The sequence below is a fragment of the Streptosporangium sp. NPDC000095 genome (assembly GCF_042899335.1).
Lineage (GTDB): Bacteria > Actinomycetota > Actinomycetes > Streptosporangiales > Streptosporangiaceae > Streptosporangium.
Map to the genome: position 1 here is coordinate 419,469 of NZ_JBIAZS010000006.1, position 25,934 is coordinate 445,402.

Here is a 25,934-nt window from a genome sequence, read left to right on the forward strand (position 1 = left end):
CGCTCGGGGCCTGTCCGGGCAGAGTATCCTCGCCCGTCGAGAGCATGCCCGAGAGCCCGAGAGTGGATCAGCCGTGGACGCAACGCCGTACGTGACCATCGTCCTGCCGTGTTACAACGAGCAGGACCACGTCATCGCCGAGGTCGAGCGCATCTGCGAGGCGATGGACCACAGCGGATACACCTACGAGCTCGTCGCCGTCGACGACTTCTCCACCGACGAGACCCTGGCCAGGCTGAAGGAGGCCGCGCCCAGGTTCCCGAACATGCGGATCAGGGCCTTCCACCGCAACGGCGGCTCCGGCACGGTGCGCAGGATCGGCACGCAGGAGGCGCGCGGCGAGATCGTCGTGTGGACCGACGCCGACATGACGTACCCGAACGAGCGGATCCCCGAGCTCGTCCAGATCCTGGAGAAGGACCCGACGATCGACCAGGTCGTGGGCGCGCGGACCAGCGAGGAGGGCTCGCACAAGTTTCTGCGGGTCCCGGCCAAGTGGTTCATCCGCAAGGTGGCCGAGCGGCTGGCCGGGCAGAAGATCCCCGACCTCAACAGCGGGCTGCGGGCGTTCCGCAAGTCGGTCGCCAAGCCCTATCTGCGGCTGCTGCCCCCCGGCTTCTCCTGCGTCACGACGATCACGCTGTCGTTCCTGTCGAACCAGCACGACGTCTACTACCTGCCGATCGGCTACAGCAAGCGGGCCGGCAAGTCCAAGTTCAGCTTCGTCTCCGACGCCTACCGCTACATCCTGCAGGTGCTGCGGATGGTGATGTACTTCAACCCGCTCAAGGTCCTCATGCCGCCCGCACTCTGGCTGGTCGGCATCGGCCTGGTCAAGGGCGTCGTCGACATCGTCCGCTACGGGTTCTACCTGACCAGCAACACCATCGTGATCTTCCTGTCCGGCCTGCTCATCGGCTCGCTGGCGCTGCTGGCCGACCTCATCGTGCGCTCCAGGAGCGAGTAGATGCGGATCGCCGTCATCGGGCCGACGTACCCCTACAAGGGCGGCGGGGCCGCGCACACCACCGAGCTGGCACACCGGCTGCGGGCCGCGGGGCACGACGTGGTGATCGAGTCGTGGCGGGCGCAGTACCCCTCCTTCCTGTATCCGGGGCGGCAGACCGTCGACACGCCCGACGGCGAGCCGTTCCCGAACGTCCTGCGCGACCTCGACTGGCGTCGTCCGGACGGCTGGGTCCGCGCCGGGCGGCGGCTCAGGAGCGCCGACCTCGTCGTCCTCGTCGTCCTCAGCCCGGTGCAGGTCCCGCCCTACCTGGGCATCCTGTACGGCCTGGGCCGCAGGACCCGGGTCGTGGCGCTCTGCCACAACGTCCTGCCGCACGAGCGCAAGCCGTACGACACGCCGCTGATGAAGGCGCTGCTGCGCCGGGTGGACACGGTGCTCGTCCACTCGGAGGGGCAGGCGGGCAAGGCCCGCGAGCTGGCGGCCACGCCGGTGCGGGTGGCCGAGATGGCGCCGCACCTCCCGTCGGGGGCCGACCGGCACGGCGGGCACAGCGGACACAGGCCGGCCGAGGGCGTGCACGACAGGCTGCTGTTCTTCGGGCTCGTCAGGCCGTACAAGGGGCTTGACCTGCTGATCCGCGCGCTGCCCGACGGGGTGTCGCTGCGGGTCGCCGGGGAGTTCTGGGGCGGCCTTGAGGAGACGACCCGGGCGCTCGCCGCCGAGCTGGGGCTGGACGGGCGGGTGGAGCTGCGGCCGGGATACGTGGCCTCGGCCGACCTGCCGGGGCTGTTCGCGGACGTGGACGCGCTCGTCCTGCCCTACCGGAGCGGGACGGCGAGCCAGCAGGTGTGGCTCGGCCACGAGCACGGGGTGCCGGTCATCGCCAGCAGGGTGGGCACGCTCGGCGACCACGTCACCGACGGGGTGGACGGGCTGCTGGTCGAACCGGGCTCGGTGGAGGGCCTGCGTGCCGCGCTGACCGCGTTCTACCGGCCTGGTGAGCCCGAGCGGCTCCGCGCGGGGGTCAAGGCCGTCGACCCCGAGCCTTACTGGGCCTCCTACGTCGAGGCGCTGGTCTCGGACGCCGCTCCGGACGCGGTCTCGGAGGCGGCCCCGACTCCCGGCCCGGAGGCCGGTCCTGACCCGAGCCCGGACGCGGTCCCGGTCCCCGAGCCGGATCCGGAGCCCGGTCCGGTCTCGGAGGCGGGCCCGGGTTCCTCGCGCTGACCCCCGGGACGGGAGAGACGTCCCCACAGGAAGCCGATCCCGGCCCAGCTCAGGTCGGCGAGGGTGAACATCACCCTCGACACCACCGCGGCCACCAGCGCCCTGGGGGAGTCGAGCACCGGTGCCAGGGCGAGCACCAGCGCCCCCTCGCGGACGCCGATCCCGGCGGGGACGATCACCGTGACGATGCCCGTCGCCCAGGCGAGCGCGTAGGCGCCGACCGCCACCGGATAGAGGGAGTCGCCCCAGGCGCCCAGGTCGGCCATGGGGAGCAGCAGGTGGGCGCCGTACACCACCCAGCCGGTGACCGTGAGGGCGACCGCGAGGAGCACCGCCCCGCCGCTGAGCAGCCGGCCCTGGCCGAGGGGCTCCTGGCGGGCGATCCGCAGGGCCAGGTTGAGCCCGAACGTGAGCACGGCCGGGTGCAGGCAGACGGCGATCACCGGGATCAGTGCCAGCAGATACCACGCCTGGGTCATGGTCTCGCGCAGGGTGACCGCCGCGACGAGGAGCGCGCAGCCCAGGGAGATCAGCAGGGCGAGGGAGACGGAGCCGAACATGCGCCGGGGCGGGACGTCGTGGTCGCGGCCGAGCTCCATCATCGCGGCGTACGCCCAGACGCTGCCCGGCACGTACTTGCCGAGCTGGCCGACGAAGAACACCCTCGCGGTGCTTCCGAGGGGGAGCGGCGAGCCCATCCCGGCCAGCACCGTCCGCCAGGCCAGCACCATGAAGCCGATCCCGGCCATCACCGAGAGGTAGGAGCCGCCGAGGGACCACCACGACAGCTGGGAGATCGCGGCCGTCGTCTCCTCGCGGTTCCTGACCAGGCCGTACCCGAGGAAGCCCACCGCGACCAGCGCGAGCAGCACCCGGAGGAGGCGGCTTGACCGCAGTCGGCTGAGCATCCGCCAAGGGTACGACGGCCTGCTTACCCGACGGTAGGGTCGCGGGTCACCGGTACTCTTGGGCGGCGTCGTGCGAAGTCGCGGAGTCGCGTGGAGGGGAAGAAGAGGAGCGGTGAGCGAGTGATGAGCGCCGAGCGGGTCGCCCAGCTTGAGTACTCCGAGTTCCAGGCGGCGATGCTGGACGAGGAGAAGCGCCGCAGGAAGGCCGCGAAGATCGTCGCTGTGCTCGGGCACTTCCTCGGCAGGGACACCGACGTCCTCGCCGGCCTGACGGTCGCCGACATCGGCTGTTCGGCGGGCTTCATCGCCGACGAGCTGGCCTCGGCGGGCGCGAGCCACACGTTCGGCGTCGACATCGATGTTCCGGGCCTGCGCAGGGCGTCCCAGAGGTTCGGCGAGCGGGTCGAGTTCGTGTGCGCGGACGGCACCGCGCTGCCCTTCCCCGACGGCTCGATCGACGTGCTGGTCTTCAACCACATCTACGAGCACGTGGTCGACCCTGACGCGATCATGGCCGAGATGCGCCGGGTGCTCTCCGAGGACGGCGTCCTCTACCTGGGGCTGGGCAACCGGCTCGGGGTGATGGAGCCGCACTACAAGCTGCCGTTCCTGTCCTACCTGCCGCCCGCGCTCGCCGACCGCTACGTGCGGCTCTTCGGCCGGGCCGACAGCTACTACGAGCGCTACCGCACCAGAAGGGGCCTGCGGAAGATGGTGCGCGGCCTGCGGGTGTGGGACTACACCTTCCCCGTGCTCGTCACCCCGGCCGCGTTCGCCGGGAACGAGCTCTTCCCCGGCGTGGTGGGACGGGTCGCGGGCGGGGTGCTGTCGCGGCTGCCCCGCCCGGTGCTGCGGGCGCTGCTGCCGGTGGTGCCCACCTACCTGTGGGTGGCGACCAGGGGCGACCGCCGCCCGGCCGGGGCCTCCCTGCGCCGGCCGCCCGAGCCGGTACGCCCCCTGTGAGCTCCTCGCGGGCCCGCCGCATCTCCTTCCCGGGGCGTGCCGCCGCGGTGACCTCGGCGGGGCTCTCGTGACCGCGGGTGCCGGATCCGGCAGGTCCACCCTGAGGCGGGTGGCCCGTGTCGCGTTCCTGCTCGTCGCGCTCGGGTTCGGCGCGTGGGTGGTGGTGGACCAGTGGGAGGAGATCCGCGCGGGGTTCGCCCGGCTGTCGTGGACGTCCCTCGCGCTGTCGCTCGTCGCGGTGCTCGCCGCGCTGTGCGGGGGGATGATGACGTGGCGGGCGCTGCTGGCCGACCTGGGCTCGCCGTTGCCCCTGCGCGCGGGGGCGAAGGTCTTCTTCGTGGGCCAGCTGGGCAAGTACATTCCCGGCTCGCTGTGGCCGGTGATCGCCCAGATGGAGATGGGCAAGGAGCTGGGAGTGCCCAGGTCGCGGAGCGCGGCGGCGTTCTTCCTGACGCTGCCGGTGCAGCTCGGCAGCGGGCTCGTGGTCTCGGGGGTGACCCTGCTGGCGGCGATGCCGGGGGCCGCGGCGCCGTACGCGTGGGCGTTCCTGCTCATCCCGGTGCTCGCGGTGGCCTTCGAGCCGAGGGTGGTGAACGCGGTCCTCGGGTTCGGGCTGCGGAAGCTGGGGCGCGAGCCGCTGGAGCGCCCGCTCACCCGCGGGGGCATGCTCACCGCGCTGGGCTGGGCGCTGCTCGGCTGGATCGCCTACGGGCTGCACCTGGCGGCGATCGTCCATGACCTCGGGTCCTCCGGCCTTTCCGCGGTCCTGTTTTCGATCGGCGCGTTCGCGCTCTCGTGGTGTCTGGGGATCATGACGTTCGTCGTCCCGGCGGGGGCGGGGGTGCGCGAGGTGGCGATGGTGGCCGTGCTGGCGCCGGTCCTGGACCGGGGGTCGGCGATCACGGTGGCGCTCTGCTCCCGGATCGTGATCATCCTCGGAGACCTTCTCTGCGCGGGTCTCGCCGGCCTGACCGCGCGCCGCGCCGAGGGATCCCGAAAGGACCGCGCTTCGGGAAAAGCAGTGTGATTTCCCCCACGGTTTCAGCGACTCTGGCAATAGAGTAAACAAGAGGAAGGGGACGGTCGTCCCGCTGTGGATCATGAGGGGGGCGATCCTTCTTGACGCCGAGAGTGCTCGTCGACGCGGCCGCGGTTCCGGCCGATCGCGGTGCGCTGATCAGGTATGTCGATGGGCTCGTCGCCGCACTGGACAGAGCGGGCGCTGATCTCGCGGTCGTCTGCCAGCGCGCCGACGCCGCCCGATACGCCGGGTTGGCACCCTCCGCGCGGATTGTGCCCGGGCCTCACGGGATCACCAACCGGGCCGCCCGCCTGACATGGGAGCAGACGGGTCTGCCGTTTCTGGCCCGGCAGGTCGGCGCCCAGGTCATCCACGCCCCTTACTACTCGATCCCGCTGAGTCCCGGCCTGCCCACCGTGGCGACCGTGCACGACCTCACCTGCTTCACCGAGCCCCTGCAGCACGACGCGGTCAAGGCGGCGTTCTTCCGGGCCGCGACCCGCACGGCGGTCCGGCACGCCGCCCGGGTGATCGTGCCTTCCAAGGCGACCAGGGACGAGCTGATCAGGATCCTCTCCGCCGACCCGACCCGCATCGACGTCGCCTACCACGGCGTCGATCCCGCGCTGTTCCACCCGCCGTCCGAGCGGGAGATCACCCACGCCTCCGACCGGCTCGGCCTGCACGGCACCCCGTACGTCGCCTTCCTCGGCCCGCTGGAGCCGCGTAAGAACGTGCCGAACCTGATCCGCGGCTTCGTGCGGGCCGTCGAGAACATCCCCGACCCGCCCGCCCTGGTGCTCGCAGGGGGCATCCGCGACGCCGAGGTGGACGCCGCGGTGGAGAAGGTCCCCTCGACCGTGCGGGTGCTGCGTCCGGGCTTCCTGTCGTTCTCCGACCTGTGCGGCTTTCTCGGCGGTGCGGTGGTCGCGGCCTTCCCCTCTCGGGGCGAGGGTTTCGGGCTGCCGGTGCTCGAGGCGATGGCCTGCGGCGCGCCGGTGCTCACCACCCACCGCACCTCGTTGCCCGAGGTGGGGGGCGACGCGGTCGCCTACACCGAGCCGGACGCCGAGAGCATCGCCGAGGCGCTGCGCACGCTGCTCTCCTCGCCCGAGCGCAGGGAGGCGCTGTCCGTCGCCGGGATCGCCCGCGCCAAGGAGTTCACCTGGGAGGCCTCGGCGGAGGCGCACCTGCTCTCCTATCAGCGCGCGATCGAGTAGTGGGTTAACCTCTCGGCATGATGGAGACCCCCTTGCCCGATCTAGAGGCGATTCTCCTTGTCGGTGGACGAGGGACACGCCTGCGTCCGATGACGCTCGGCACACCGAAACCCCTGTTGCCCACGGCAGGGGTGCCCTTCCTCGCCCACCAACTCGCCAGGGCGAGGGCTTTCGGGGTGCGGCGCATCGTGTTCGCGACCTCCTACCGGGCGGAGATGTTCTCCGAGGCGTTCGGAGGCGGCGAGGCGTTCGGCCTCGCGCTCGAATACATGACGGAGGAGGTCCCGCTCGGCACCGGCGGAGCCATCCGCAACGCGGCCGAGGCGCTCACCTGCGGTCCCGACGACCCGGTGCTCGTGCTCAACGGTGACATCCTGTCCGGTCACGACATCGGCGACCAGATCGCGACGCACGTGGCGAGGAGGGCCGCCGTCACCCTGCACCTGACCGAGGTGGAGGATCCCTCACGCTTCGGGTGCGTGCCCACCGACGAGGAAGGGCGGGTGACCGCCTTCCTGGAGAAGACCCCCAACCCGGTGACGAACCGGATCAACGCCGGATGTTACGTCTTCACCCGCTCGGTGATCGACACGATCCCCGAGGGCGAGGTCGTCTCGGTCGAGCGTGAGACCTTCCCCGGCCTGATCGAGGACGGCGCCCTGGTGCTCGGCTACGCCGACGCCTCCTACTGGCTCGACGTGGGCACGCCCGCGGCCTTCGTGAAGGGCTCCCGCGACCTGGTGCTCGGCCGTCTCGCCTCGCCCGCCCTGCCGGGACCCACCGGTGACTTCCTCGCCCTGCCCGGCGCCATGATCTCGCCGGAGGCGAAGGTCTCCGGCGGTTCCGTGATCGGCGCCCGCGCGATCGTGGAGTCGGGAGCGCAGATCAGCGGCAGTGTGCTCGGGGACGACTGCGTCGTTCACTCGGGCGCGGTCGTGGTCGACTCGGTGGTCGGCATCGGCGCGCGCGTCAACTCTGGAGCGGTCCTGAGGGACGTCGTCCTCGGCGACGGCGCCGTGGTCGGCTCGGGGAACGAACTGCTCGCGGGCAGCCGGGTCTGGCCCGGCGTCGTGCTTCCCGAGTTCGCGATCCGTTTCTCCAGCGACATCTGAGCGTCCGGGGCGCGTGGACCTTCGTGAGGGAACGCGAGTGGTGCCCGCCCTGGCCGGTCGACCTGGCGCTCTCACTCGACCCGCACCGGCGCGGAAGCGGCGACCCCACCCTGAGGTCGGTGCCCGGCGGGGCCTTCTGGCGGACCTCGCGCACGCCCGACGGGCCGGGGACGCTACGGGTGGCCCTCACGGGCGGCCGGGTGGCGGCCTCGGCGTGGGGGCCCGGGGCGGAGTGGATGCTGGAGACGCTCCCCGCGCTGCTGGGCGACGGTGACGACGTCTCGGGGTTCGTTCCCGGGCACGAGGTGCTGCGTGACGCGGCGAGACGCCATCCGGGGCTGAGGATCGGCAGGACCTCACGGGTGCTCGAGGCGCTGGTCCCGGCCGTGCTGGAGCAGAAGGTGGTGTCCACCGAGGCGCGGCGGGCGTGGCGGTGGCTGCTGGGCCGCTACGGCGAGCCCGCGCCGGGTCCCGCGCCCGAGGGGATGAGGGTCTTCCCGCCACCCGAGGTGTGGTGGTCGATTCCTTCGTGGGACTGGCACCGCGCGGGGGCGGAGGCGGTGCGGGCCCGGACGATCGCGAACGCCGCCCGGTACGCGGGGCGACTGGAGGCGGTCGGGGGCAGCGCCGACGCGGATCGGCTGCTGAGGGCGCTGCCCGGGATCGGGGTGTGGACGTCCGCCGAGGTACGCCAGCGCTCGCACGGTGACGCGGACGCGATCTCGGTGGGCGACTTCCACCTGCCCGCGCTGGTCGGCTGGTCGCTCAGCGGTGAGCGGGTGGACGACGCGCGGATGTTGCGGCTGCTCGCTCCCTACCGGGGGCACCGGCACCGGGTCAGCCGGCTGCTGGGGTTGGGCGGTGTGCGGCCACCCGCTCGCGGGCCGAGGATGCCCGTGCGCGACTACCGGTCGTTCTGAGCGCTCCCTCGGATGCCGGTGCGCGATCACCGGTCGTTCTGCGGGTTCCCTCGTCGGGGAAGGGTTCGCCGCGTTGCCAGTCGAGGCTGTCGCGCGTGTCGGCTCCGATCAGCGGGGCGAGGGCGGCGACGGCGGCGAGGGCGAGGAGAAACCAGAGCATTGTCGGCTCCTGTCGGGTGAGGTCCGAGGGGGTCCCACGGAGGATCGGGGCGGGTTTCCCGCGGGGGCGGGGTTCCGGTTGACGTCTCTAATTTATGCATCTGCAAGTATTTACGTCTATCGAGACTTGCTTGACGGCATGCTTTAGAAGCACTGAAGTGTCCGGCCTTCGCCGTCGTCCGGTGCGGGCGGTGTCCTGGCGCCCGGACGGGGCCTGCGCCGGCGTCCGGCGTCCGGGCATTCGAGTGGGGCGGGCATCGGGCCCGGGGCCTGTACTGGGAGTCCGGGGGCCGTGAGCGGGTACCCGCCGCCCCGCGTTCTCGTCTCGCGTCGTACTGTGCGGTCATGAGCGCTAACCCCACCGACAACGCGATGCGCCGGGCTCTGGCCAGGGCCCGCGACGGCAAAGCTCTCGACATCAGCGAAGCCACCGTCCTGCTGCACGCGCGGGACGAACATCTGGAGACCCTCCTCGACCACGCGGGGAGGGTGCGGGACGCCGGCCTTGAGGCGGTCGGCCGGCAAGGGATCATCACCTACAGCCGCAAGGTCTTCATCCCCCTGACACGCCTGTGCCGCGACCGCTGCGGTTACTGCACGTTCGCCACCGCCCCGCACAAGCTGGAAAGCATGTTCCTGAGCCCCGACGAGGTGCTGGAGATCGCGAGGCAGGGTGCGGCGATGGGGTGCAAGGAGGCGCTGTTCACCCTGGGCGACCGGCCCGAGGACCGCTGGCACCAGGCCCGCGAGTGGCTGGACGCGCACGGCTACGACGACACGCTGTCCTACGTCCGCGCGATGGCCGTGCGGGTGCTCGAGGAGACCGGGCTGCTGCCGCACCTGAACCCGGGCGTCATGACCTGGCGGGACCTGCAGCGGCTCAAGCCGGTCGCGCCCTCCATGGGCATGATGCTGGAGACGACCTCACGGCGGCTCTTCGAGGAGAAGGGGCAGGCGCACCACGGCTCGCCCGACAAGGATCCCGCCGTGCGGCTGCGCGTGCTCGAGGACGCCGGGCGGACGAACGTGCCGTTCACCAGCGGCATCCTCATCGGCATCGGGGAGACGGTCGCCGACCGCGCCGAGTCGCTGTTCGCGCTGCGCAGGGTGGCGCGTGAGTACGGCGGCATCCAGGAGATCATCGTCCAGAACTTCCGTGCCAAGCCGGACACCGCGATGCGCGGCATGCCGGACGCCGACCTGCAGGAGCTGGCCGCGACGATCGCGGTGACCCGGCTCGTGCTCGGACCGAAGATGAGGGTGCAGGCCCCGCCGAACCTCGTCGACTCCGAGTACGAGCTGATGATCAGGGCGGGTATCGACGACTGGGGCGGCGTCTCGCCGCTCACGCCCGACCACGTCAACCCCGAGCGGCCCTGGCCGCAGATCGACGACCTCGCCGCCCGTACGGCCGCGGCCGGGTTCGCGCTGCGCGAGCGGCTCACCATCTACCCCGAGTTCGTGCTGGCCGGGGAGCCCTGGCTCGACCCGAGGCTCAACGCGCACGTCGCAGCCCTGGCGGACCCCGAGACCGGGCTCGCCCGCGAGGACGCGGTCCTGACCGGCCGCCCCTGGCAGGAGCCCGACGGCGGTTTCGTCTCCCTGGGCCGCGTCGACCTGCACACGGCGGTCGACACCGAGGGGCGCGGCGCCGACCGCCGCGACGACTTCGACAGCGTGTACGGCGACTGGGAGGCGCTCAGGGAGCGTCTGCCCGCGGCCACCTCGGCCGTGCGGGGCGATGTGCGGGAGGCCCTGAACCGGGCCGAGAGCGACCCGGCGGGCCTGAGCGACGCCCAGGCGCTCGTCCTGCTGGACCTCGCGGGAGACCAGAACGGGGTGGGCGCCGACGACGCCGCGCTGGACGAGCTCTGCCGGATCGCCGACGGCCTGCGCCGGGAGGCCGTCGGCGACGAGGTCACCTACGTGGTGAACCGGAACATCAACTTCACCAACGTCTGCTACACCGGCTGCCGCTTCTGCGCCTTCGCGCAGCGCCGTACCGACGCCGACGCCTACACCCTCTCCCTGGAGCAGGTCGCCGACCGCGCCTGGGAGGGCTGGCAGGCCGGGGCGACCGAGGTGTGCATGCAGGGCGGCATCCACCCCGACATGCCCGGCACCGCGTACTTCGACATCGCGAGGGCGGTCAAGGCCAGGGTGCCGGAGATGCACGTCCACGCGTTCTCGCCGATGGAGGTGATCAACGGTGCCAGCCGTACCAACCTGTCCGTCGAGGACTGGCTGGTCGCCGCGAAGGAGGCGGGCGTCGACTCGCTCCCGGGCACCGCGGCGGAGATCCTCGACGACGACGTCCGCTGGGTGCTGACCAAGGGCAAGCTTCCCACCAGGGAGTGGGTCGAGGTCATCTCCACCGCGCACCGGGTCGGCATTCCGACGACCTCCACGATGATGTACGGCCACGTCGACAACCACGGGCACTGGGTGCGGCACATCCGGCTGATCCGCCGTATCCAGGAGGAGACCGGCGGGTTCACCGAGTTCGTGCCGTTGCCGTTCGTCCACCACAGCGCGCCCATCTACCTGGCGGGGATCGCCCGTCCGGGGCCGACGGCGCGGGAGAACCGGGCCGTGCACGCGCTGGCGCGCGTCCTGCTGCACGGCGCGATCGCCAATGTCCAGTGCTCGTGGGTGAAGCTCCAGGACGAGCTCTGCCGTGAGGTGCTGCTCGGCGGGGTCAACGATCTCGGCGGCACGCTGATGGAGGAGACGATCAGCAGGATGGCCGGGTCGGAGAACGGCTCCTTCAAGACCATCGGTGAGATCGAGGCGATGGTCGCCCCGACCGGGAGGCCGCTCCGGCAGCGGACCACCTCCTACGGTGTGCCGGACGCCGAGCGGGTGGCCGCGGCGAGGGCGAGTGACGGTGTCTGCCGCAGCGTCCGCCCCAACGCGCTTCCGCTGCTCTCCCTGGAGCCTTCGGCGAAGTCTTGACAAGTTCTACATCTGGCCGTCTTCGCGGAAGGTTCGTCGGCGCAATCGGCACTCCCTCTGTAGGCATATGTAGGGATAGGTCCCGGTTTGTCGTCATCCGGCGGACACCGCGCGGCAGCCGACGTCGAGCGCCGCCGACGTGCCGCCGGCGTCAGGCACGCGTACGTCTGTCGCCGGCGGCGGTCGCGTCGCCGGGTCCGCCCGAACGGCCGACCCGGTGGCTCCCCGTCAGCGGACGACGACGAAGTCGGACGCGAGCCTGGGGGCGCGGTCCCTCGGCGGGGCGGCGGGATGGCCGATGGCGACGGCGCCCATCGGGTCCCAGTCCAGGGGCAGGTCGAGGACCTGCCTGACCACGTCGCGGCAGAACATGGTGGACGACACCCAGGCGGATCCCAGGCCCTCCACCGCGAGCTGGACCAGGAAGTTCTGCACCCCCGCGCCGGTCGCGACCACGAACATCTCCCGCTCGGCCGCATCGCGCCGGGCGTCGCCGTAGGTGTGCGAGCCGTCCATCACCAGGCAGGGCACCGCCAGATAGGGGGCCGCGCGCAACACGTCGCCCCGCCTCACCCGCTTGGCGATCGACTCCTCGGAGAATCCGTCACCGCGCAGGTCGGTGATCCAGGCCTCCCGCATCGCGTCGAGCAGCTTCTCGCGGGTCTCCGCCGACTCCAGCAGGACGAACCGCCACGGGGTCGTGTGGTGCGGGGCGGGTGCGGCGATCGCGGCCTCGACCGCCCTGCGGACCTTGGCGCCGTCCACGGGGTCGGCGGAGAACTCGCGGACGGTCCTGCGGGCGAAGACCACGTCGCGCGAACCGTACCGGAACATGTCCTCGGCGGACGGGCGGAGCAGCTCGCCGACTCCCGGACCGTCCTCCTCCGTGGTGTACTCCGCCAGACCTCTGATCACCGCCACCGGGGTCTGCGAGACCTTCCCCTTGACCAGGTCCCCGGCCGCCGCGAACTCGTCGGCGACGGCGGTCAGGGTGACCTCGAGCGGGTTGCCGTGGTCGTCGGACATGCCCCGGTAGTCGAGCGCGGGCGTCACCCCCGCAAGGCCGACGGCGAGGTCGGTCTGGCCGTTACGCCACGGGCGGCCGAAGGTGTCGGAGATGACCACGCCGACCGACACACCGAGCAGCTCCCTGACGCGCGCCCTGACGGCCGAGGCGGAGGCGTCCGGGTCGGTGGGCAGCAGGACGACCGTGCCGGGACGGGTGTTGGAGGCGTCGACCCCGGCGGCGGCCATCACGAACCCGTGCGCCGTCTCGGCGATCACGGTCTCACCCCTGCGGGCGACCACCCGCCGCGTCTCCGCCTCGACGGCCTCGGCACGGGTCGCGTCGTGCAGCACCCGGCCCTCGGCCTTGCTGGAGATCTTCGAGGTGACCACGAGGATGTCGCCGTCGCGCAGGTCGGGCAGGGCCGTGGCGATCAGCTCGCCGACGTCGTCGCCCTCGCGCACCTCGGGCATGCCGGGAACCGCGAAGACCTCCACCTTGACGTCCGAGGACTCCTCCTGCCCGCGCCTGAACCGGCTCATCACACACCTTCCTCGGGGGTCGCGGACGCGCCGGATCCGTTCGCGGCGGGAGAACCCTCGTAGGGCGCCGGAGGAGCGGCGCGCCGGCCCGCGAGCCGTACGGCCATGTCCAGGGCGGCACGGGCGATGGCCGCGGCGGACTCGACGTCGTGCATGATCAGCGGGCGGGCCTCGACGTCGACGCCGTCGAGGGCGACCCCGGCGTCCTCCTCCGCGACCAGCCAGCCGTCCACCAGCGGTGATCCGTACAGTTCGAGGACGGCCTGCGCGGTGGTCTCCACGCCGATCGCGGTCAGGCAGGCGTCGGCCATGCCCCGGACGGGGGCGCCGCCGACGATGGGCGAGACGCCGACGACGGTCTTGCCCTCAAGGGCCTCGCGGATGCCCTTGATCTGCAGGATCGTGCCGATGCTGACGACCGGGTTGGACGGCGGGAGGACGACCGCGTCCGCGGCGGCGATGGACTCCAGCACTCCGGGGGCGGGGGAGGCGTCGTCCGCGCCGACCAGGATGATCTGCTCGGCGGGGACCGAGGCGCGCAGCCGCACCCACCACTCCTGGAAGTGGATGGCGCGACGGCCCCGCTCGTCGGAGACGACGACGTGGGTCTCGGTCCTGTCGTCGCTCATCGGGATCAGGCGTACGCCCGGCTGCCAGCGCGCGCACAGCGCCTCGGTGACCGCGGACAGGGGGTATCCGGCGTCGAGCATCTGGGTGCGCACGATGTGGGTGGCGAAGTCACGGTCGCCGAGGCCGAACCACTGCGGCTCGACGCCGTAGGCGGCGAGTTCCTCCTTGACGACGTGCGACTCGGACCGCCGTCCCCACCCCTGCTCCTCGTCGATGCCGCCGCCCAGCGTGTACATCACGGTGTCGAGGTCGGGGCAGACCCGCAGGCCGTAGAGGCTGATGTCGTCACCGGTGTTGCCGATGACGGTGATCTCGGAATCGGGGGCCGCGGTGAGCAGGCCGCGCAGGAAACGGGCGCCGCCGATTCCGCCGGCGAGGGAGACGATGCGCATGCCGTCCAGTGTTCCACTAGGTCACCTGACCCGTTGTCGGGGTACCGGCGGGCGATTCACACTACTCTTTTCATGATCGTTATGCGGGGTGCCCGCCCTGCCGGATCGCCTGGTAGGACGCCCGAAATGTGGGCTTATAGGGTGTCAACAAAGTACTTGTGGGGTTGGTGGGCTTCCCGGGACCACCGGCAGCAAAGTCAGCCATGTGCAAAACTGACCCGGGTTTACCTAAAGACCCTCTGGGGGTAGTTGTGATCAATGTCGAGGCAGGTCGGCTCCGGGAACCGGCCGCGTGGCTCATGGTCGCCTTCGGGTCCGCGAGCGTTCTCGTCGGCATCGAACGCCTGCTTTTCGGGGGTGGGCCGTCGTCCTCCTTCGCCGAGCGCTCGTCGGCCTTCACGGGGCAGTTCACCTCGCCGGTCGCGTCCGCGTTGCTCGTGGGCGCCGTGTTGCTGGCGACCAACTTCGGCCCGGTGATCGAGCGGCTGAAGGTGATGGCCCTCGTCGTGGCCGGCACGCTCGGGCTCTCCGCGCTGTTCGGCCTGATCGGCCTGTTCGGCGGGCTGTTCGGGGGCGTGGAAGGCTTTCTGGGGAAGGTCGAGTTCTTCCTCGTCAACCTGCCCGCCCTCGCGTTGACCGTGGTCGCGCTGCTGTACGTGCTGCCGAAGGCGATCCCGCCGGGCCCGCGCGAGGACCCCTTCCGCGCCGGTGGCGGCTTCGGCCACTCCCCGGACCCGCAGGAGGGGTACGCCTACGGCCGGCCGCCCGTCCCCGGGCAGCAGGCGCCCTTCCCGGGCCCTCAGGGCCCTCAGGGCCCCCAGGGCGTTCCGGGACAGGGCGTTCCGGGACAGGGCGTTCCGCAGGGCGGGTACCCCCAGGCCCAGGGCGGCCCCCCTCCCCACGGTCCCCAGGGGCAGATGCCCCCGCAGGGCCAGGGGCCGCAGGGGGGGCAGGGCCATCCGCAGGGCCAGGGGCCGCAGGGCGGCCAGGGATACCCGCAGGAGGCCCCGCCCGTCCCGGCTCCGCAGCCCCCGTACGAGCGCCCCGCGCTCCCGCCGGCGCCCGCGCACAGTTCCACCGGAGCCCAGGAGGGATACGGCCGGCCGGAGGCGTCCCCCGCGCCGCAGGCCGGTGAGGGATACTCCCAGGCCCCCTACCCGCCGCCCGCCGAGAACCAGTCCTACGCCGCCCAGCCCGGCCCCTACGCTCAGCCGTCCCAGCAGCAGGAGCCGCAGGGGTACGCGCAGCAGGAGCCGCAGGGGTACGCGCAGCAGGAGCAGAACCACCCGCAGCCCGCCTCGCCTGTGGAGAGCTACACCCCGAACCCGTACGTCGCGGCGGACGTCCAGCCCTCGACCCCGGCCAAGCCGTACGACCCCCCGGCCGCGGCCTACGACCCGCCGATCTACGCCGCCCCGGTTGAGCCGCACGCCCAGACGGAACCCCGTCTGCCGAGCTACCCGCAGTTCCCCGACTCCTCGTCGTACGGTCAGGAGTCGCAGGACTTCGGCAGGCAGGCTGAATCCCCGGCGTCCCCGGCGTTCCCGGAGTCCCCGGCCTCGCCGGTTCCCCCCGCGTACGGCCAGGAGGCGCAGCCGTCGGGATCCGGGCGGCACTCCAGCCCTCGGCTGCCGAGCTACTCCCAGTACTCAGAGCCCTCGCCGTCCTCGTCGTACGGTCAGGGGACGCAGGACTTCGGCAGGCAGGCCGACTCGTCCGCGTACGGTCATCAGTCGGACCCGCTGCGGTCCGACTATGGGCAGACCGCTCCTTCCGGACAGTCCGACCCGCTCTTCGGCCGCCAGGACGAGCCTCCGACGTCCCCGGTCTCGCCGGTTTCTCCCGCGTACGATCAGGAGCCGCGGCAGCCGGGCTACCCGCAACCCGAGCAGCCGAGCTACTCGCAGCCCGATCCGCAGGGATACCCGCACGCCGACTCGCAGGGCTACCAGCGGTCCGAGGTCCCGGGCTTCGGCGGGCACCGGGAGTCGCAGTCCTACCCGCAGCCGGAGCCGCAGTCGCCCGGCTACGGGCACCAGCCCGAGCAGCAGGCCGAGGGGAACCAGGGCCGGCCTGCGGACAGCCGGCAGCGCCCGCCGTTCGACGGCCCGCCGCAGTCCTTCCCGCAGCCGCCGGAGAACTACGGCCAGCCGTTCACCGGTTACTCCGGCGCCGAGTTCGGCCGCCAGGGTGAGCAGAGCCAGGCATACCCGGCGCCCGACCCGGTGGACCTCAGGTCCCAGCAGATGGCCCAGGCGTACCAGCAGGCGGAGAGCTACCAGCAGCAGGCCCAGCAGGGCGGCACCGAGCCGCAGCTGCGCGTTCCCGAGTACGGTTCCCCGGGGTACGAGGGCCCGTTCGGGCACCCGCAGACCCCTGAGGCCCCGCGCCCCCCGCAGAGTCCCCAGCCCTCACAGACCCCTCAGGCTCCGCAGGACTCCCAGGCGCCGTACGGGTCCCACCAGTGGGACCCCCAGTCGGAGACGACGGTCCGGTTCGACCCGAGCGCCTACCAGGGAGACCCGCTGAGCGGTCCCTCGCCCGCGGCCAGGACGTGGGACTCGCAGCCGATAGACCCCACGGCGATCTACAAGCCCGAACAACGCCCAGGTCAGGTCACGGATGAGGAAACCGCGGATAGAGAGAGGGTGGGCCCCGGTCAGGATCAGAACATGTCCTGGTACGGTTCCGACCGCCGAGAGCACTGAGCCCCTGGCGGTCGAAGCGATCACCTGGTGCAATTGCCGTCGTGGCAGGCACACGACCCACAACCGGGGAGAGCAGGTCTTTCCCCGGATACCAGCATGCCGCTTGACGCCACACCGAGCACACGCGTGTAATTACACACGTGTTGTTACGCCTTCCTCTGGGTGGGTAAGGGGGAGGCGTTCATAGGGGGGCTCCAATTTTGCGGGCTTGCGGCAGGGAGGTGTGCAGTGGCCGACCTGGTCATCGCACAGGAGAGCATCGCTGAAGAGCAGCTTGGCTGGCAGGAGCGCGCCTTGTGCGCGCAGACCGACCCGGAGGCGTTCTTCCCGGAGAAGGGAGGGTCCACCCGCGAGGCCAAGAAGGTTTGCCGCTCCTGCGAGGTGCGTGCCGAGTGTCTTGAGTACGCACTCGAACACGACGAGCGGTTTGGAATCTGGGGTGGGTTGTCGGAGCGTGAACGCCGCCGCATCAAGCGTGAGGCGGTCTGAGCCGTCCGGAGACCGGGTGGCCGGAAGGCTTGAGCGCTCTGGCGTCCGGACGCTCTGGACGTCCGGGCACCGACGAACACTATGAACACGACAAACACCATGAACACCATGAAAACCGATCGAGACCGAGGCGCCGAAGCGGTGGCGAAGAGGCTTGATCGGTCTGGCGGAAGTGCATGACGCCTCTCGGAGGCGTTTGACGAATATGTCCACGGGGTCACGTGACCGTCGGTCACGTGACCCTTTTTTCATGCCCGCGACCAGGTGTAAGACATAGTCCGACAGAGGGTGCCGTATCGTTAGCGCGCCGATTCCCGCCACTCCTGAACACGGGACATATGTCCATCACCGACCCCCCGCACCCCCAGCGCCCCCACCACACCGTCACCGCGATCGTCGTCTCCCACGACGGTTCCCGCTGGCTGGGGGAGACCCTGGAAGCCCTGCTCAAACAGACCCGCCCGGTGGACCGGGTCGTCGGGGTCGACAACGGCAGCAGGGACGGCAGCGCCGCGCTGCTCACCGCGGCCCTCGGCTCCAGGGCGGTGCTCACCCTGCCGCGCTCGACCGGTTTCGGCGAGGCCGTCGCCGAGGTCCTCGACCGGCTCGGTCCCGGTGGCGGACAGGAGTGGATCTGGCTGCTGCACGACGACTGCGCCCCGGACGTCCACGCCCTGCGACTCCTGCTGGAGGCCGCGGACGAGGACCCCAAGGCGGCGGTGCTCGGGCCCAAGCTCCGCGACTGGCTCGACCGGCGGCTCCTGCTCGAGGTCGGCGTCACCGTCGACCGTACCGGCCGCAGGGACACCGGGTTGGAGGCCCGCGAGTTCGACCAGGGGCAGTACGACGGGACCAGGGACGTGCTCTCGGTGTCCACCGCGGGCATGCTGGTCCGCAGGGACGTCTGGGAGGAGGTCGGCGGGCTCGATCCCGCCCTGCCGCTGTTCCGCGACGACCTCGACCTGTGCTGGCGCGTCAGGAACGCCGGACACCGCGTGCGGAACGTCACGGGGGCGGTCGCCTGGCACGCGGAGGCGGCCACCCGGCGGCGACGCCGCATCACCGCGAGCGGGGACCACCCCCGCCGCCTGGACCGCCGCAACGCGCTCTTCGTCGTCATGGCGAACCTGCCCCTGCGCCCGCTGCTGTGGGCACTGGTGCGCAACGCCTTCGGGTCGATCTTCCGTACGGTGCTGTTCCTGGTGGCCAAGCAGCCCGCCAACGCGCTGGACGAGTTTCTCGCGTTCGGCTCGGTGTTCGGTCACCCCATCCGGATGATCAAGGCAAGGCGGGCGCGGGCGAAGGGCCGCAGGCAGGGGTACGCGGCGGTGAGCCGGCTCCTCACCCAGCCGGGCGCCGGTTACCGCCGGCTCGCCGACAGGGCACGGAGCTACCTGGCCGGGGGCGGGTTCGTGGAGTCCGCGGGACGCCACCACGCCATGGCGGCCTCGCCGCACGCGCAGGAGGACGGCGAGGAGCTGCTCACCGACGCCGGGGTGATGCAGCGCGTCTTCGGAAACCCCGGCGTCCTGCTCTTCCTGGCGCTCGTCCTGGTGACGCTGGTCGCCGAGCGCGCGGTGACCGGCGGGGCCAGGCTGGGCGGCGGCGCGCTCGTCCCGGTGATCGGCGGGGCCTCCGACCTGTGGGACCTCTACCGCGCGAGCTACCACCAGGTGGGACTGGGCACCGACGCGTGGGCCCCGCCGTACGTGGCGGTGCTGGCCGTGCTCTCCACGCTGCTGTTCGGCAAGACGTGGCTCGCGGTGTCGCTGCTGCTGCTCGGCTGCGTGCCGCTGGCGGGGATCTCCGCGTACGCGGCCACCCGGTCGATGATCCCCGGCCGCTGGACCAGGGTCTGGCTCGCCTCCTCGTACGCCCTCCTGCCTGTCGCCACCGGCGCGGTCGCCGCGGGACGGCTCGGCACCGCGGTGGTCTTCGTGCTGCTGCCCGTCTACGCGGCGCTCGCCACCGCCGTCCTCACCGCGGAGCGCCGTCGCGCCCGCCGCGCCGCCTGGGGCCTGGGACTTCTCCTCGCCGTCGGCACGGCCTTCGCCCCGCTGGTCTACCCGCTGACCGCGATCCTCGGCGCGCTGGCGGCGCTCGCCTTCCCGCGCAGGGGCGTCGCGGTCTCGATGCTCGTGGCGTTCGCCGTCCCCGTGGCCCTGCTGTTCCCCTGGCTCCTCCAGGTGGTCGCCGATCCCGGGCAGCTGCTGCTGGAGGCCGGGCTGCACCAGCCGGAGCTGGTCGACCCCGCGCTGCCCGCCGGGTCGCTGCTGTTGCTCAGCCCCGGCGGTCCCGGCATGCCGCCGCTCTGGGTGACCGGCGGTCTCCTCGCCGCCTGCCTGCTCGCGCTGCTGATGCGCCGCAACCGGATGGTGATCGCGGTCGGCTGGGGCGTCGCGCTCTTCGGGGTGCTGGTGGCGATCCTGGTCAGCAGGACCACCGTCACCTCGATCAACGGCGACGTCGAGGCCCCCGCGTGGCCGGGGGTGCCGCTCGCCTTCGCCGCCACCGGCATGCTCGTGGTGGCTGCGCTCACCGCCGACAGGATCGTGGAGTTCCGGGCCGCGGGGGGAGTGCGCAGGCTCGCCGCGCTCGGTGTCGTGCTGGTCGCGTTCTCCACGCCGCTGCTCGCGGCGGGCATGTGGATCGTGAAGGGCGTGGACGGCCCGCTCCGAGGGACCGTACGCGACGTCATGCCGGCCCTCGCCGCGAACAACTCCTCGGGCGGCGAGCGGACCCTGCTGCTGCGCTCCTCGACAGGCGGTCTGCTCTTCACCGTGCTGCGCGGGCGCACCCCGGTGGTCGGCGAGGCCGACATCCCCGTCCCCGAAGGGCCCAGGGAGCTGGTCCGGCTCGCCGCGGCGGGGCTGGTGTCCGGCAGGGGCGGTGACGACGCCCGGGTCCTCGCGGCCCACGGCGTGCGGTTCGTCGTGGTGACCGCGCCCGTCGATCCGGAGATCAGCCACGCGCTCGACTCGCAGCCCTCGCTGGCGAGGATGAGCCTGTCCCGCTCGGTCGGCGTGTGGCGGCTCACCCAGCCGATCGCCCTTCCGGTGCCCCCGCCGGGAGACCCCTGGCACGGCCGCTGGCTCTGGGCCCAGGCCGTGCTGGTGCTGGTCGTCCTGGTCCTGGCCGCACCCGGGGCGCGTACCGAGTCCGACGAGCCCGCGCTCCCTCAGAACCTGCCCGAACCTCGCAGAGAGCTGGCCGCCCGGTGAAATCCCTGATCGAGAACCGGTTCAGCCTGCTGGTGCTGGTCCTGGTGGCCCTCCTCGCCCTGTACGGGGTGGCCTACGCCACCCAGCCGCAGGCCGTCGTCGTCACCGCCCCGGGGTTCGAGAAGGTGCCCGTCGCCTCGGTGACGGCCGTCTGCCCGGCGCCCGGAGACACCTCCGTCGGGGTGGTCGTCCCGCCGGGCAGCCGGGAGCCGGGCTCCGCGACGCTCGTCACGGGCGACAAGAGCCTCGCCACCGTCGACGTCCCCGGACGTCTCTGGCACGACGAGGTGCCGGCCTCGTCGCCGCCCCTCGTCGTCGCGGCCACCGGGAGCATGGCCGCCGGTCTGGAGATCTCGCAGACCCGCAGGGAGAAGTCGGGCGAGCAGCGAGGACTGGCGGGGACACGCTGCACGGAGCCGACGGCGAGCACCTGGCTGGTCGGGCCGGGGCCGGCCGCGGCGGACGTCACGCTGTACCTGACCAACGCCGATCTCGCCCCGGCCATCGCGGAGATCATGGTCTACACGGGCGAGGGGCCGGTGTTCGACGACTCGGGCGGCGTGTTCACCCTCAAGCCGGGCCAGAGCCGCTCGATCAAGGTCGTGGACATCGCCCCCTCGGCGCTCGTCGTGGCGATCCAGGTCCGTACCAGCGCGGGGCGGGTCACCGCCGCGGCACGGGCGATCATGAACGACGGGCGGGGCGTGGACTGGCTGCCCGCCTCCGCGCCCCCCGCCACCCGCGTCGTCGTGCCGGGCATTCCCGGCGGCGGCGGGAAACGCGAGCTGATCGTCGCCTCCGCCGAGGAGTTCGACACCCTGGTGGAGGTCAAGGCGCTCACCCCCGAAGGGACGTACGCGCTCCAGGGCCGCGAACTCGTCGAGGTGCCCGCGGGTTCCGTGACGAGCCTCGACCTGTCCGGCGGGATCGGCGGCCAGCCGTCCGCGCTGGTGCTCACCTCGGACACCCCGATCGTCGCCGGGCTCGTCGCCACCGGCACCGGTTCGAAGACCGATGTGGCCTTCACGGCGGGGGCGGCCCCCATCGACCTGGGCAGCGTCGTCGCCGACAACCGTACGGGCGGCAAGGTGAGCTCCCGGCTGCTGCTGACCGCGCCGGACACGGCGGGCCTGGTGAGCGTGCAGGTGGTCCCGCGCGAGGGCGAGCCGGGCGAGCCGTTCCAGGTGGAGATCCCCGCCGAGCGGACCAAGCAGGTCGCGCTCACCAAGGTGAAAGGGCCCTTCGCGGTGGTCGTGCAACCGCTGCCCGGGTCGGGACCGGTCTACGGGGGGCGTGTCCTGGAGGAACGGCTCAAGGGCGGGCCCGCGCTGACCGTGCAGCCGCTCGCCCCCGCCCGCCTGTGGGCGCTGGTCCCGCCGATCGCCGAGTCCGCCGCGACCGTCCTGCCCTGAACCGTCCTGCCCTGAACCGTCCTGTCCTGAACCGTCCTGTCCTGAACGGGGTCCTGCGCGGGAAGGCCACGGGACCGTCGTGGTCTCCCGTGTCGTGCCGGGTCGGTCGTGGCCGCCTCGGGACGCGGCGGGGACGGCCCTCTCCGGCGCGGCGGGTCAGTCGTGATCGTCGAAGCCGGGATCGACCGACTCCGGGGAGAGCCCGAACAGGCCCGCGACCTGCTCGACCACCGTCTCGTGCACCATCGCGCCCAGGTGGTCGCGGTCGCGCGCCCTGCTCTCCAGCGGGCGACGGTAGATGATCACAACGGCCGGGCGGCTCCCCGCGGCGGGCTCCGAGCGTCCGAAGGGGATGGGGTCGCCGTTCAGCAGTCCGGGACCGTCGCCCAGCTCGCTGATCGGCGGGACCTCCTCGACCGCGAACTCCACGGCGGACAACTGCTTGGCCCACCGGGGCTTGAGCCGGTCGACGGCGTCCAGGACGAGATCGTCGAACCGCTCGCTGCGGGCCTTGGCGATCGGCACGTGCGAGGGCGCCAGCGGGCCGCGCAGGCCGCGACCATGCCTGTCGCGCCTGCGGGGAGGGCGGGGTCTGCCGGGTGCCGGGCTCACGGCCCCAGCTTAGACGTGACGCGGACAAGGGCGGGAGGTGCCGTGACCGGAGTGCGGGTGGACGGAAGGGGTGACGGTGGGGGCGCGGGTGACGGGGGATGCCGAGGAGAGGCACGCGGACGACAGGAGTGATGTGGCGGAGCGGCAGGGGGAGGGCGCGGGAGGGAGGGGACGTGCGGGAGATCCTGTCGTTCGCGTCAGGCGCACGGCGGTGAGACGAGAACCCCGCCGGGGGAACGCCGCCCGCGGCGGCTCGTTGGTCCTCCCGGAGAAACACCGGGAATCGGCGAACGGTTGTAAGCCGTACAGGCAGGTGGAACCCGGGACACGTGTCCGAATTGTGGCGACACGCTCGTTAAGAGCGCTCAGATAGTGGCGCCTCGGACGCTTACCGGATACGGTCCCACCGTGAGCCCCGTCCGCCGCTGTTCCCGCACCGCGTGCAGTCAGCCTGCCGTTTTCACGCTCACGTACGTCTACGCCGATTCGACCGCTGTTCTCGGACCCTTGGCGACGTACGCCGAGCCGCACTGTTACGACCTGTGTGCCGAGCACGCCGAGCGGCTCACCGCCCCCCGAGGCTGGGAGGTGGTGCGCCTGCCGACCGATGGCGCGCCGCCGAGCACGGACGACCTGGAGGCCCTCGCGAACGCGGTCCGCGAGGCGGCCAGGCCCACGCCTAGCGGCGGCACCGAGCCGGTCGGCCAGGGGGTCGAGGTCGGCCGCCGAGGTCACCTGCGAGTGCTTCGCTCCGCACAGCCCCAGCGCGACCGCTGACCCTACTAGGCTGGGGCACGAGACACGACGCAAGGGGTGGAGCTGGAGTGGGCGACCTCGCCAAGATCTTCAAGGCGTACGACGTCCGTGGCGTCGTGCCGGACGAGCTCGACGAGGAGACCGCGGAGGCGGTCGGCGCGGCCTTCGTGGAGGTGACCGGGGCGAAGACCGCCGTGGTGGCGTACGACATGCGCGGGTCGTCGGTGCCGCTGGCCGCGGCCTTCACCCGGGGGGCGACCTCGCGGGGGGCCGATGTGATCAACGCGGGCCTGGGCTCCACGGACCTGCTCTACTACGCGAGTGGCAGCCTCGGCCTGCCCGGGGTGATGTTCACCGCGAGCCACAACCCGGCCCGCTACAACGGCATGAAGATGTGCAGGGCGGGCGCCGTGCCGATCGGTGGCGCCACCGGGCTCGTCGAGATCCGCGAGCGGGCCGCCGCGATCCTGGCCTCGGGCACCCTCGGCGGCGAGGGGGGCGGGAAGGTCTCCGAGCGCGATCTGCTGCGCGGCTACGCCGACCACCTGCGCACCCTGGTCGACCTGTCGGGCATCCGGCCGCTGCGGGTGGTGGTCGACGCGGGCAACGGGATGGGCGGGCACACGGTCCCGACGGTGTTCGAGGGGCTGCCCGTCGAGCTGACGTCCCTCTACTTCGAGCTCGACGGCACCTTCCCCAACCACGAGGCGAACCCCATCGAGCCCGACAACCTGCGCGACCTGCAGAAGGCCGTGCTCGACGTGGGCGCCGACATCGGGCTCGCCTTCGACGGGGACGCCGACCGCTGCTGGGTCGTCGACGAGCGCGGCGAGTCCGTCTCCCCGTCGACGATCACCGCGCTGGTCGCGGTCCGCGAGCTGGGCAGGCACCCCGGGGCCGCGATCATCCACAACCTGATCACCTCCAGGGGTGTTCCGGAGATCGTCGCCGAGCACGGCGGCCGTCCGGTCCGCACCCGCGTGGGTCACTCGTTCATCAAGGCCGAGATGGCCGCGACCGGCGCGGTCTTCGGCGGCGAGCACTCCGCCCACTACTACTTCAGGGACTTCTGGTTCGCCGACTCCGGCATGCTGGCCGCGCTGCACGTGCTGGCCGCGCTGGGCGAGCAGGAGAAGCCTCTCTCGGAGATCCTCGCCGAATACACTCGGTACGCGGCCTCCGAGGAGATCAACAGCACGGTCGCCGACCAGGATGCGGCGACGAAGCGGGTCCGCGAGATCTTCGCCGCCCGTGCAGGCGTCACCTTCGACGAGCTGGACGGCCTGACCGTCTCCGGCCCCGGATGGTGGTTCAACCTCCGTCCTTCCAACACAGAGCCGCTGCTCAGGCTGAACGCCGAGGCGGCCGACGAGATTCAGATGGCAGCGATCAGGGACGAGGTCCTTGCTGTCGTGAGGAGCTGAACGAGTGAAGATCGACGACTGGCTGCTGGAGATCCTTGCCTGCCCCAACTGCAAGTCCCCCCTGAGGGCCGATCCCAAGGTGGACGAGCTGTCCTGCACCTCCGCCTCGTGCGGCCTGGTCTATCCGGTACGGGACGACATCCCGGTCCTGCTGGTCGACGAGGCCCGGAAGTCGTGAACTGGGAGCCCGATCGGCTCGACGACCAGAAATGGCTGATCGAGGGCGACCCGGCGGGCATGTTACGGGCGGTGGCCGACTCGGCCGCGCAGGTCCGCACCTCCCGCAGGGCCGCCCTGGAGTCGGGCCTGTCCTCGCTCGCCGAGGACGGCAGGCCCCGGGCGGTCGTGGTCGCCGGTATGGGCTCCTCGGGCATCGCCGGTGACATCCTCGACGTGGTGTGCGGCCACGGCGCCCCGCTGCCGATCGTGACCGTCAGGTCCTACCGGCTGCCCGGCTGGATCGGCGCGACCGACCTGGTGATCGCGGTGTCGCGTTCCGGCAGGACCGAGGAGACGCTCGCGGTCGCCGCCGAGGCCGTACGCAGAGGCTGCCGCCTGCTCGCCGTCGGCGGGCCCGACTCGCCGCTGCACGCGATCGCCAGGCAGGCGGGAGCGCCGTTCGTGCCCGTCGCGGGCGGCGGGCAGGCGCGCGCCGCGGTGTGGGCGACGTCGGTCCCGCTGATCGTCGCCGCCGCCCGGCTCGGCCTGGCCGAAGCCGGGGAGGAGGTGTTCGAGGAGGTGGCCACGCGCCTTGAGGACCTCGCCCACCGCTGCCGCCCGGCGAGCGAGTCGTTCATCAATCCCGGCAAGTCGCTCGCGATGGAGTTCGCCGAGACCGTGCCGATGATCTGGGGATCCTCCCCGCTGGCCGCCGTCGCGGCCCGCCGGTGGGCCGGTGCGCTCAATACGAACGGTAAGTACCCGGCGATGTACGGCGAACTGCCCGGGGCCGGTCACGACCAGGTGGCCGTCCTCGACGGCCCGCTCGCCCAGCGGGACATCTTCGCCGACGAGAGCGGCAGATCGCTCCGGCTGTTCGTGCTCCGCGACGTGGAGGAGCACCCCCGGGTCGTACGGCAGCGGGAGGCGTCGGTGCGGCTGGCGGAGGATCGCGGCGTCCCGGTCACGCAGATCGCCGCGGAGGGGACGCATCCGCTGGAGCGGCTCGCGACACTGATCGCGCTTGGAGATTTCGCGAGTACGTACCTCGCGCTCGGGTACGGGATCGACCCGGCAACTGTGTCGGCCATCACAGGACTCAAGGCCAGGGTTTCGCAATAGGATCCC

The 25,934-nt window shown here is 72.0% G+C and carries 19 protein-coding genes and 1 pseudogene; 16 read left to right on the forward strand and 4 right to left on the reverse strand.

All coding sequences use genetic code 11. The annotated features are described in order from the left end of the window. Nucleotides 1–73: 73 nt before the first annotated feature. Together ACFY3V_RS17160 and ACFY3V_RS17165 are read left to right on the forward strand one after the other, a co-directional pair. On the forward strand, nt 74–967 hold the full coding sequence (locus ACFY3V_RS17160; protein WP_350946463.1) for a glycosyltransferase family 2 protein: 894 nt from the start codon (nt 74–76) through the stop codon (nt 965–967). Further along, nucleotides 968–2,197: a glycosyltransferase family 4 protein gene (locus ACFY3V_RS17165; RefSeq protein WP_389774199.1), complete on the forward strand. Its 1,230-nt coding sequence runs from the start codon at nt 968–970 to the stop codon at nt 2,195–2,197. Nucleotides 2,198–2,280: 83 nt separating this feature from the next. Here ACFY3V_RS17165 and ACFY3V_RS17170 read toward each other — a convergent pair. Continuing rightward, nucleotides 2,281–3,105: pseudogene (locus ACFY3V_RS17170) on the reverse strand (lysylphosphatidylglycerol synthase domain-containing protein); the annotation flags it as partial. 123 nt (nt 3,106–3,228) lie between these two features. On the opposite strand from ACFY3V_RS17170, the gene ACFY3V_RS17175 reads away from it, so the two are divergent. From ACFY3V_RS17175 to ACFY3V_RS17200, 6 genes are all read left to right on the forward strand, one after another. Continuing rightward, nucleotides 3,229–4,068: a class I SAM-dependent methyltransferase gene (locus tag ACFY3V_RS17175; protein ID WP_362896384.1), complete on the forward strand. Its 840-nt coding sequence runs from the start codon at nt 3,229–3,231 to the stop codon at nt 4,066–4,068. A 109-nt stretch (nt 4,069–4,177) separates the two neighbouring features. Beyond that, nucleotides 4,178–5,095, forward strand: coding sequence for a lysylphosphatidylglycerol synthase transmembrane domain-containing protein (locus ACFY3V_RS17180; RefSeq protein WP_350946466.1), 918 nt, complete (start codon nt 4,178–4,180; stop codon nt 5,093–5,095). 92 nt (nt 5,096–5,187) lie between these two features. Beyond that, entirely contained in the window at nt 5,188–6,309 is a 1,122-nt protein-coding gene (locus tag ACFY3V_RS17185) for a glycosyltransferase family 1 protein (RefSeq protein ID WP_362896386.1), read from the forward strand. A 17-nt stretch (nt 6,310–6,326) separates the two neighbouring features. Further along, nucleotides 6,327–7,421, forward strand: a complete 1,095-nt coding sequence (locus tag ACFY3V_RS17190; RefSeq protein ID WP_362896388.1) for an NDP-sugar synthase — start codon at nt 6,327–6,329, stop codon at nt 7,419–7,421. A gap of 23 nt (nt 7,422–7,444) precedes the next feature. Continuing rightward, complete coding sequence (locus tag ACFY3V_RS17195) at nt 7,445–8,341, forward strand: DNA-3-methyladenine glycosylase 2 family protein (RefSeq protein ID WP_350946468.1); 897 nt, start codon at nt 7,445–7,447, stop codon at nt 8,339–8,341. 504 nt (nt 8,342–8,845) lie between these two features. Continuing rightward, a complete protein-coding gene (locus ACFY3V_RS17200; RefSeq protein ID WP_389774205.1) occupies nt 8,846–11,455 on the forward strand; it encodes a bifunctional FO biosynthesis protein CofGH in 2,610 nt (869 codons plus the stop codon). Nucleotides 11,456–11,683: 228 nt separating this feature from the next. Here the strand turns inward: ACFY3V_RS17200 and ACFY3V_RS17205 are convergent, their stop codons facing one another. Together ACFY3V_RS17205 and cofD are read right to left on the reverse strand one after the other, a co-directional pair. Next, a complete protein-coding gene (locus ACFY3V_RS17205; RefSeq protein WP_362896394.1) occupies nt 11,684–13,003 on the reverse strand; it encodes a coenzyme F420-0:L-glutamate ligase in 1,320 nt (439 codons plus the stop codon). Further along, nucleotides 13,003–14,025: a 2-phospho-L-lactate transferase gene (cofD, locus tag ACFY3V_RS17210; RefSeq protein ID WP_362896396.1), complete on the reverse strand. Its 1,023-nt coding sequence runs from the start codon at nt 14,023–14,025 to the stop codon at nt 13,003–13,005. Before cofD ends, ACFY3V_RS17205 begins: the two co-directional genes overlap by 1 nt. Nucleotides 14,026–14,276: 251 nt before the next feature. On the opposite strand from cofD, the gene ACFY3V_RS17215 reads away from it, so the two are divergent. From ACFY3V_RS17215 to ACFY3V_RS17230, 4 genes are all read left to right on the forward strand, one after another. Continuing rightward, nucleotides 14,277–16,733 (forward strand): hypothetical protein, encoded by a 2,457-nt coding sequence (locus ACFY3V_RS17215; protein ID WP_389774209.1) that lies wholly within the window; start codon nt 14,277–14,279, stop codon nt 16,731–16,733. A gap of 228 nt (nt 16,734–16,961) precedes the next feature. Beyond that, a complete protein-coding gene (locus ACFY3V_RS17220; RefSeq protein ID WP_037969494.1) occupies nt 16,962–17,222 on the forward strand; it encodes a WhiB family transcriptional regulator in 261 nt (86 codons plus the stop codon). Between the two features lie 338 nt (nt 17,223–17,560). Then, nucleotides 17,561–20,443, forward strand: a complete 2,883-nt coding sequence (locus ACFY3V_RS17225) for a glycosyltransferase (protein WP_389774213.1) — start codon at nt 17,561–17,563, stop codon at nt 20,441–20,443. Continuing rightward, nucleotides 20,440–21,855 carry a DUF5719 family protein gene (locus ACFY3V_RS17230; RefSeq protein WP_350946474.1) on the forward strand — a complete coding sequence of 472 codons (1,416 nt, stop codon included), beginning with the start codon at nt 20,440–20,442 and terminating at the stop codon, nt 21,853–21,855. The genes ACFY3V_RS17225 and ACFY3V_RS17230 overlap by 4 nt, the downstream gene beginning before the upstream one ends. Before the next feature lie 156 nt (nt 21,856–22,011). Here the strand turns inward: ACFY3V_RS17230 and ACFY3V_RS17235 are convergent, their stop codons facing one another. Next, nucleotides 22,012–22,467: a metallopeptidase family protein gene (locus ACFY3V_RS17235; RefSeq protein WP_350946475.1), complete on the reverse strand. Its 456-nt coding sequence runs from the start codon at nt 22,465–22,467 to the stop codon at nt 22,012–22,014. Between the two features lie 408 nt (nt 22,468–22,875). On the opposite strand from ACFY3V_RS17235, the gene ACFY3V_RS17240 reads away from it, so the two are divergent. From ACFY3V_RS17240 to ACFY3V_RS17255, 4 genes are read left to right on the forward strand one after another with little or no spacing between them, the layout of a single operon-like run. Further along, the gene (locus ACFY3V_RS17240) at nt 22,876–23,244 is read left to right on the forward strand and encodes a DUF3499 domain-containing protein (RefSeq protein WP_350946476.1); all 369 of its coding nucleotides are present in this window, start codon (nt 22,876–22,878) and stop codon (nt 23,242–23,244) included. 47 nt (nt 23,245–23,291) lie between these two features. Beyond that, a complete protein-coding gene (locus ACFY3V_RS17245; RefSeq protein ID WP_389774218.1) occupies nt 23,292–24,647 on the forward strand; it encodes a phosphomannomutase/phosphoglucomutase in 1,356 nt (451 codons plus the stop codon). A gap of 4 nt (nt 24,648–24,651) precedes the next feature. Then, complete coding sequence (locus ACFY3V_RS17250; protein ID WP_350946478.1) at nt 24,652–24,825, forward strand: Trm112 family protein; 174 nt, start codon at nt 24,652–24,654, stop codon at nt 24,823–24,825. Further along, nucleotides 24,822–25,928: an SIS domain-containing protein gene (locus tag ACFY3V_RS17255; RefSeq protein WP_389774222.1), complete on the forward strand. Its 1,107-nt coding sequence runs from the start codon at nt 24,822–24,824 to the stop codon at nt 25,926–25,928. Before ACFY3V_RS17250 ends, ACFY3V_RS17255 begins: the two co-directional genes overlap by 4 nt. The last annotated feature ends 6 nt before the right edge of the window (nt 25,929–25,934 follow it).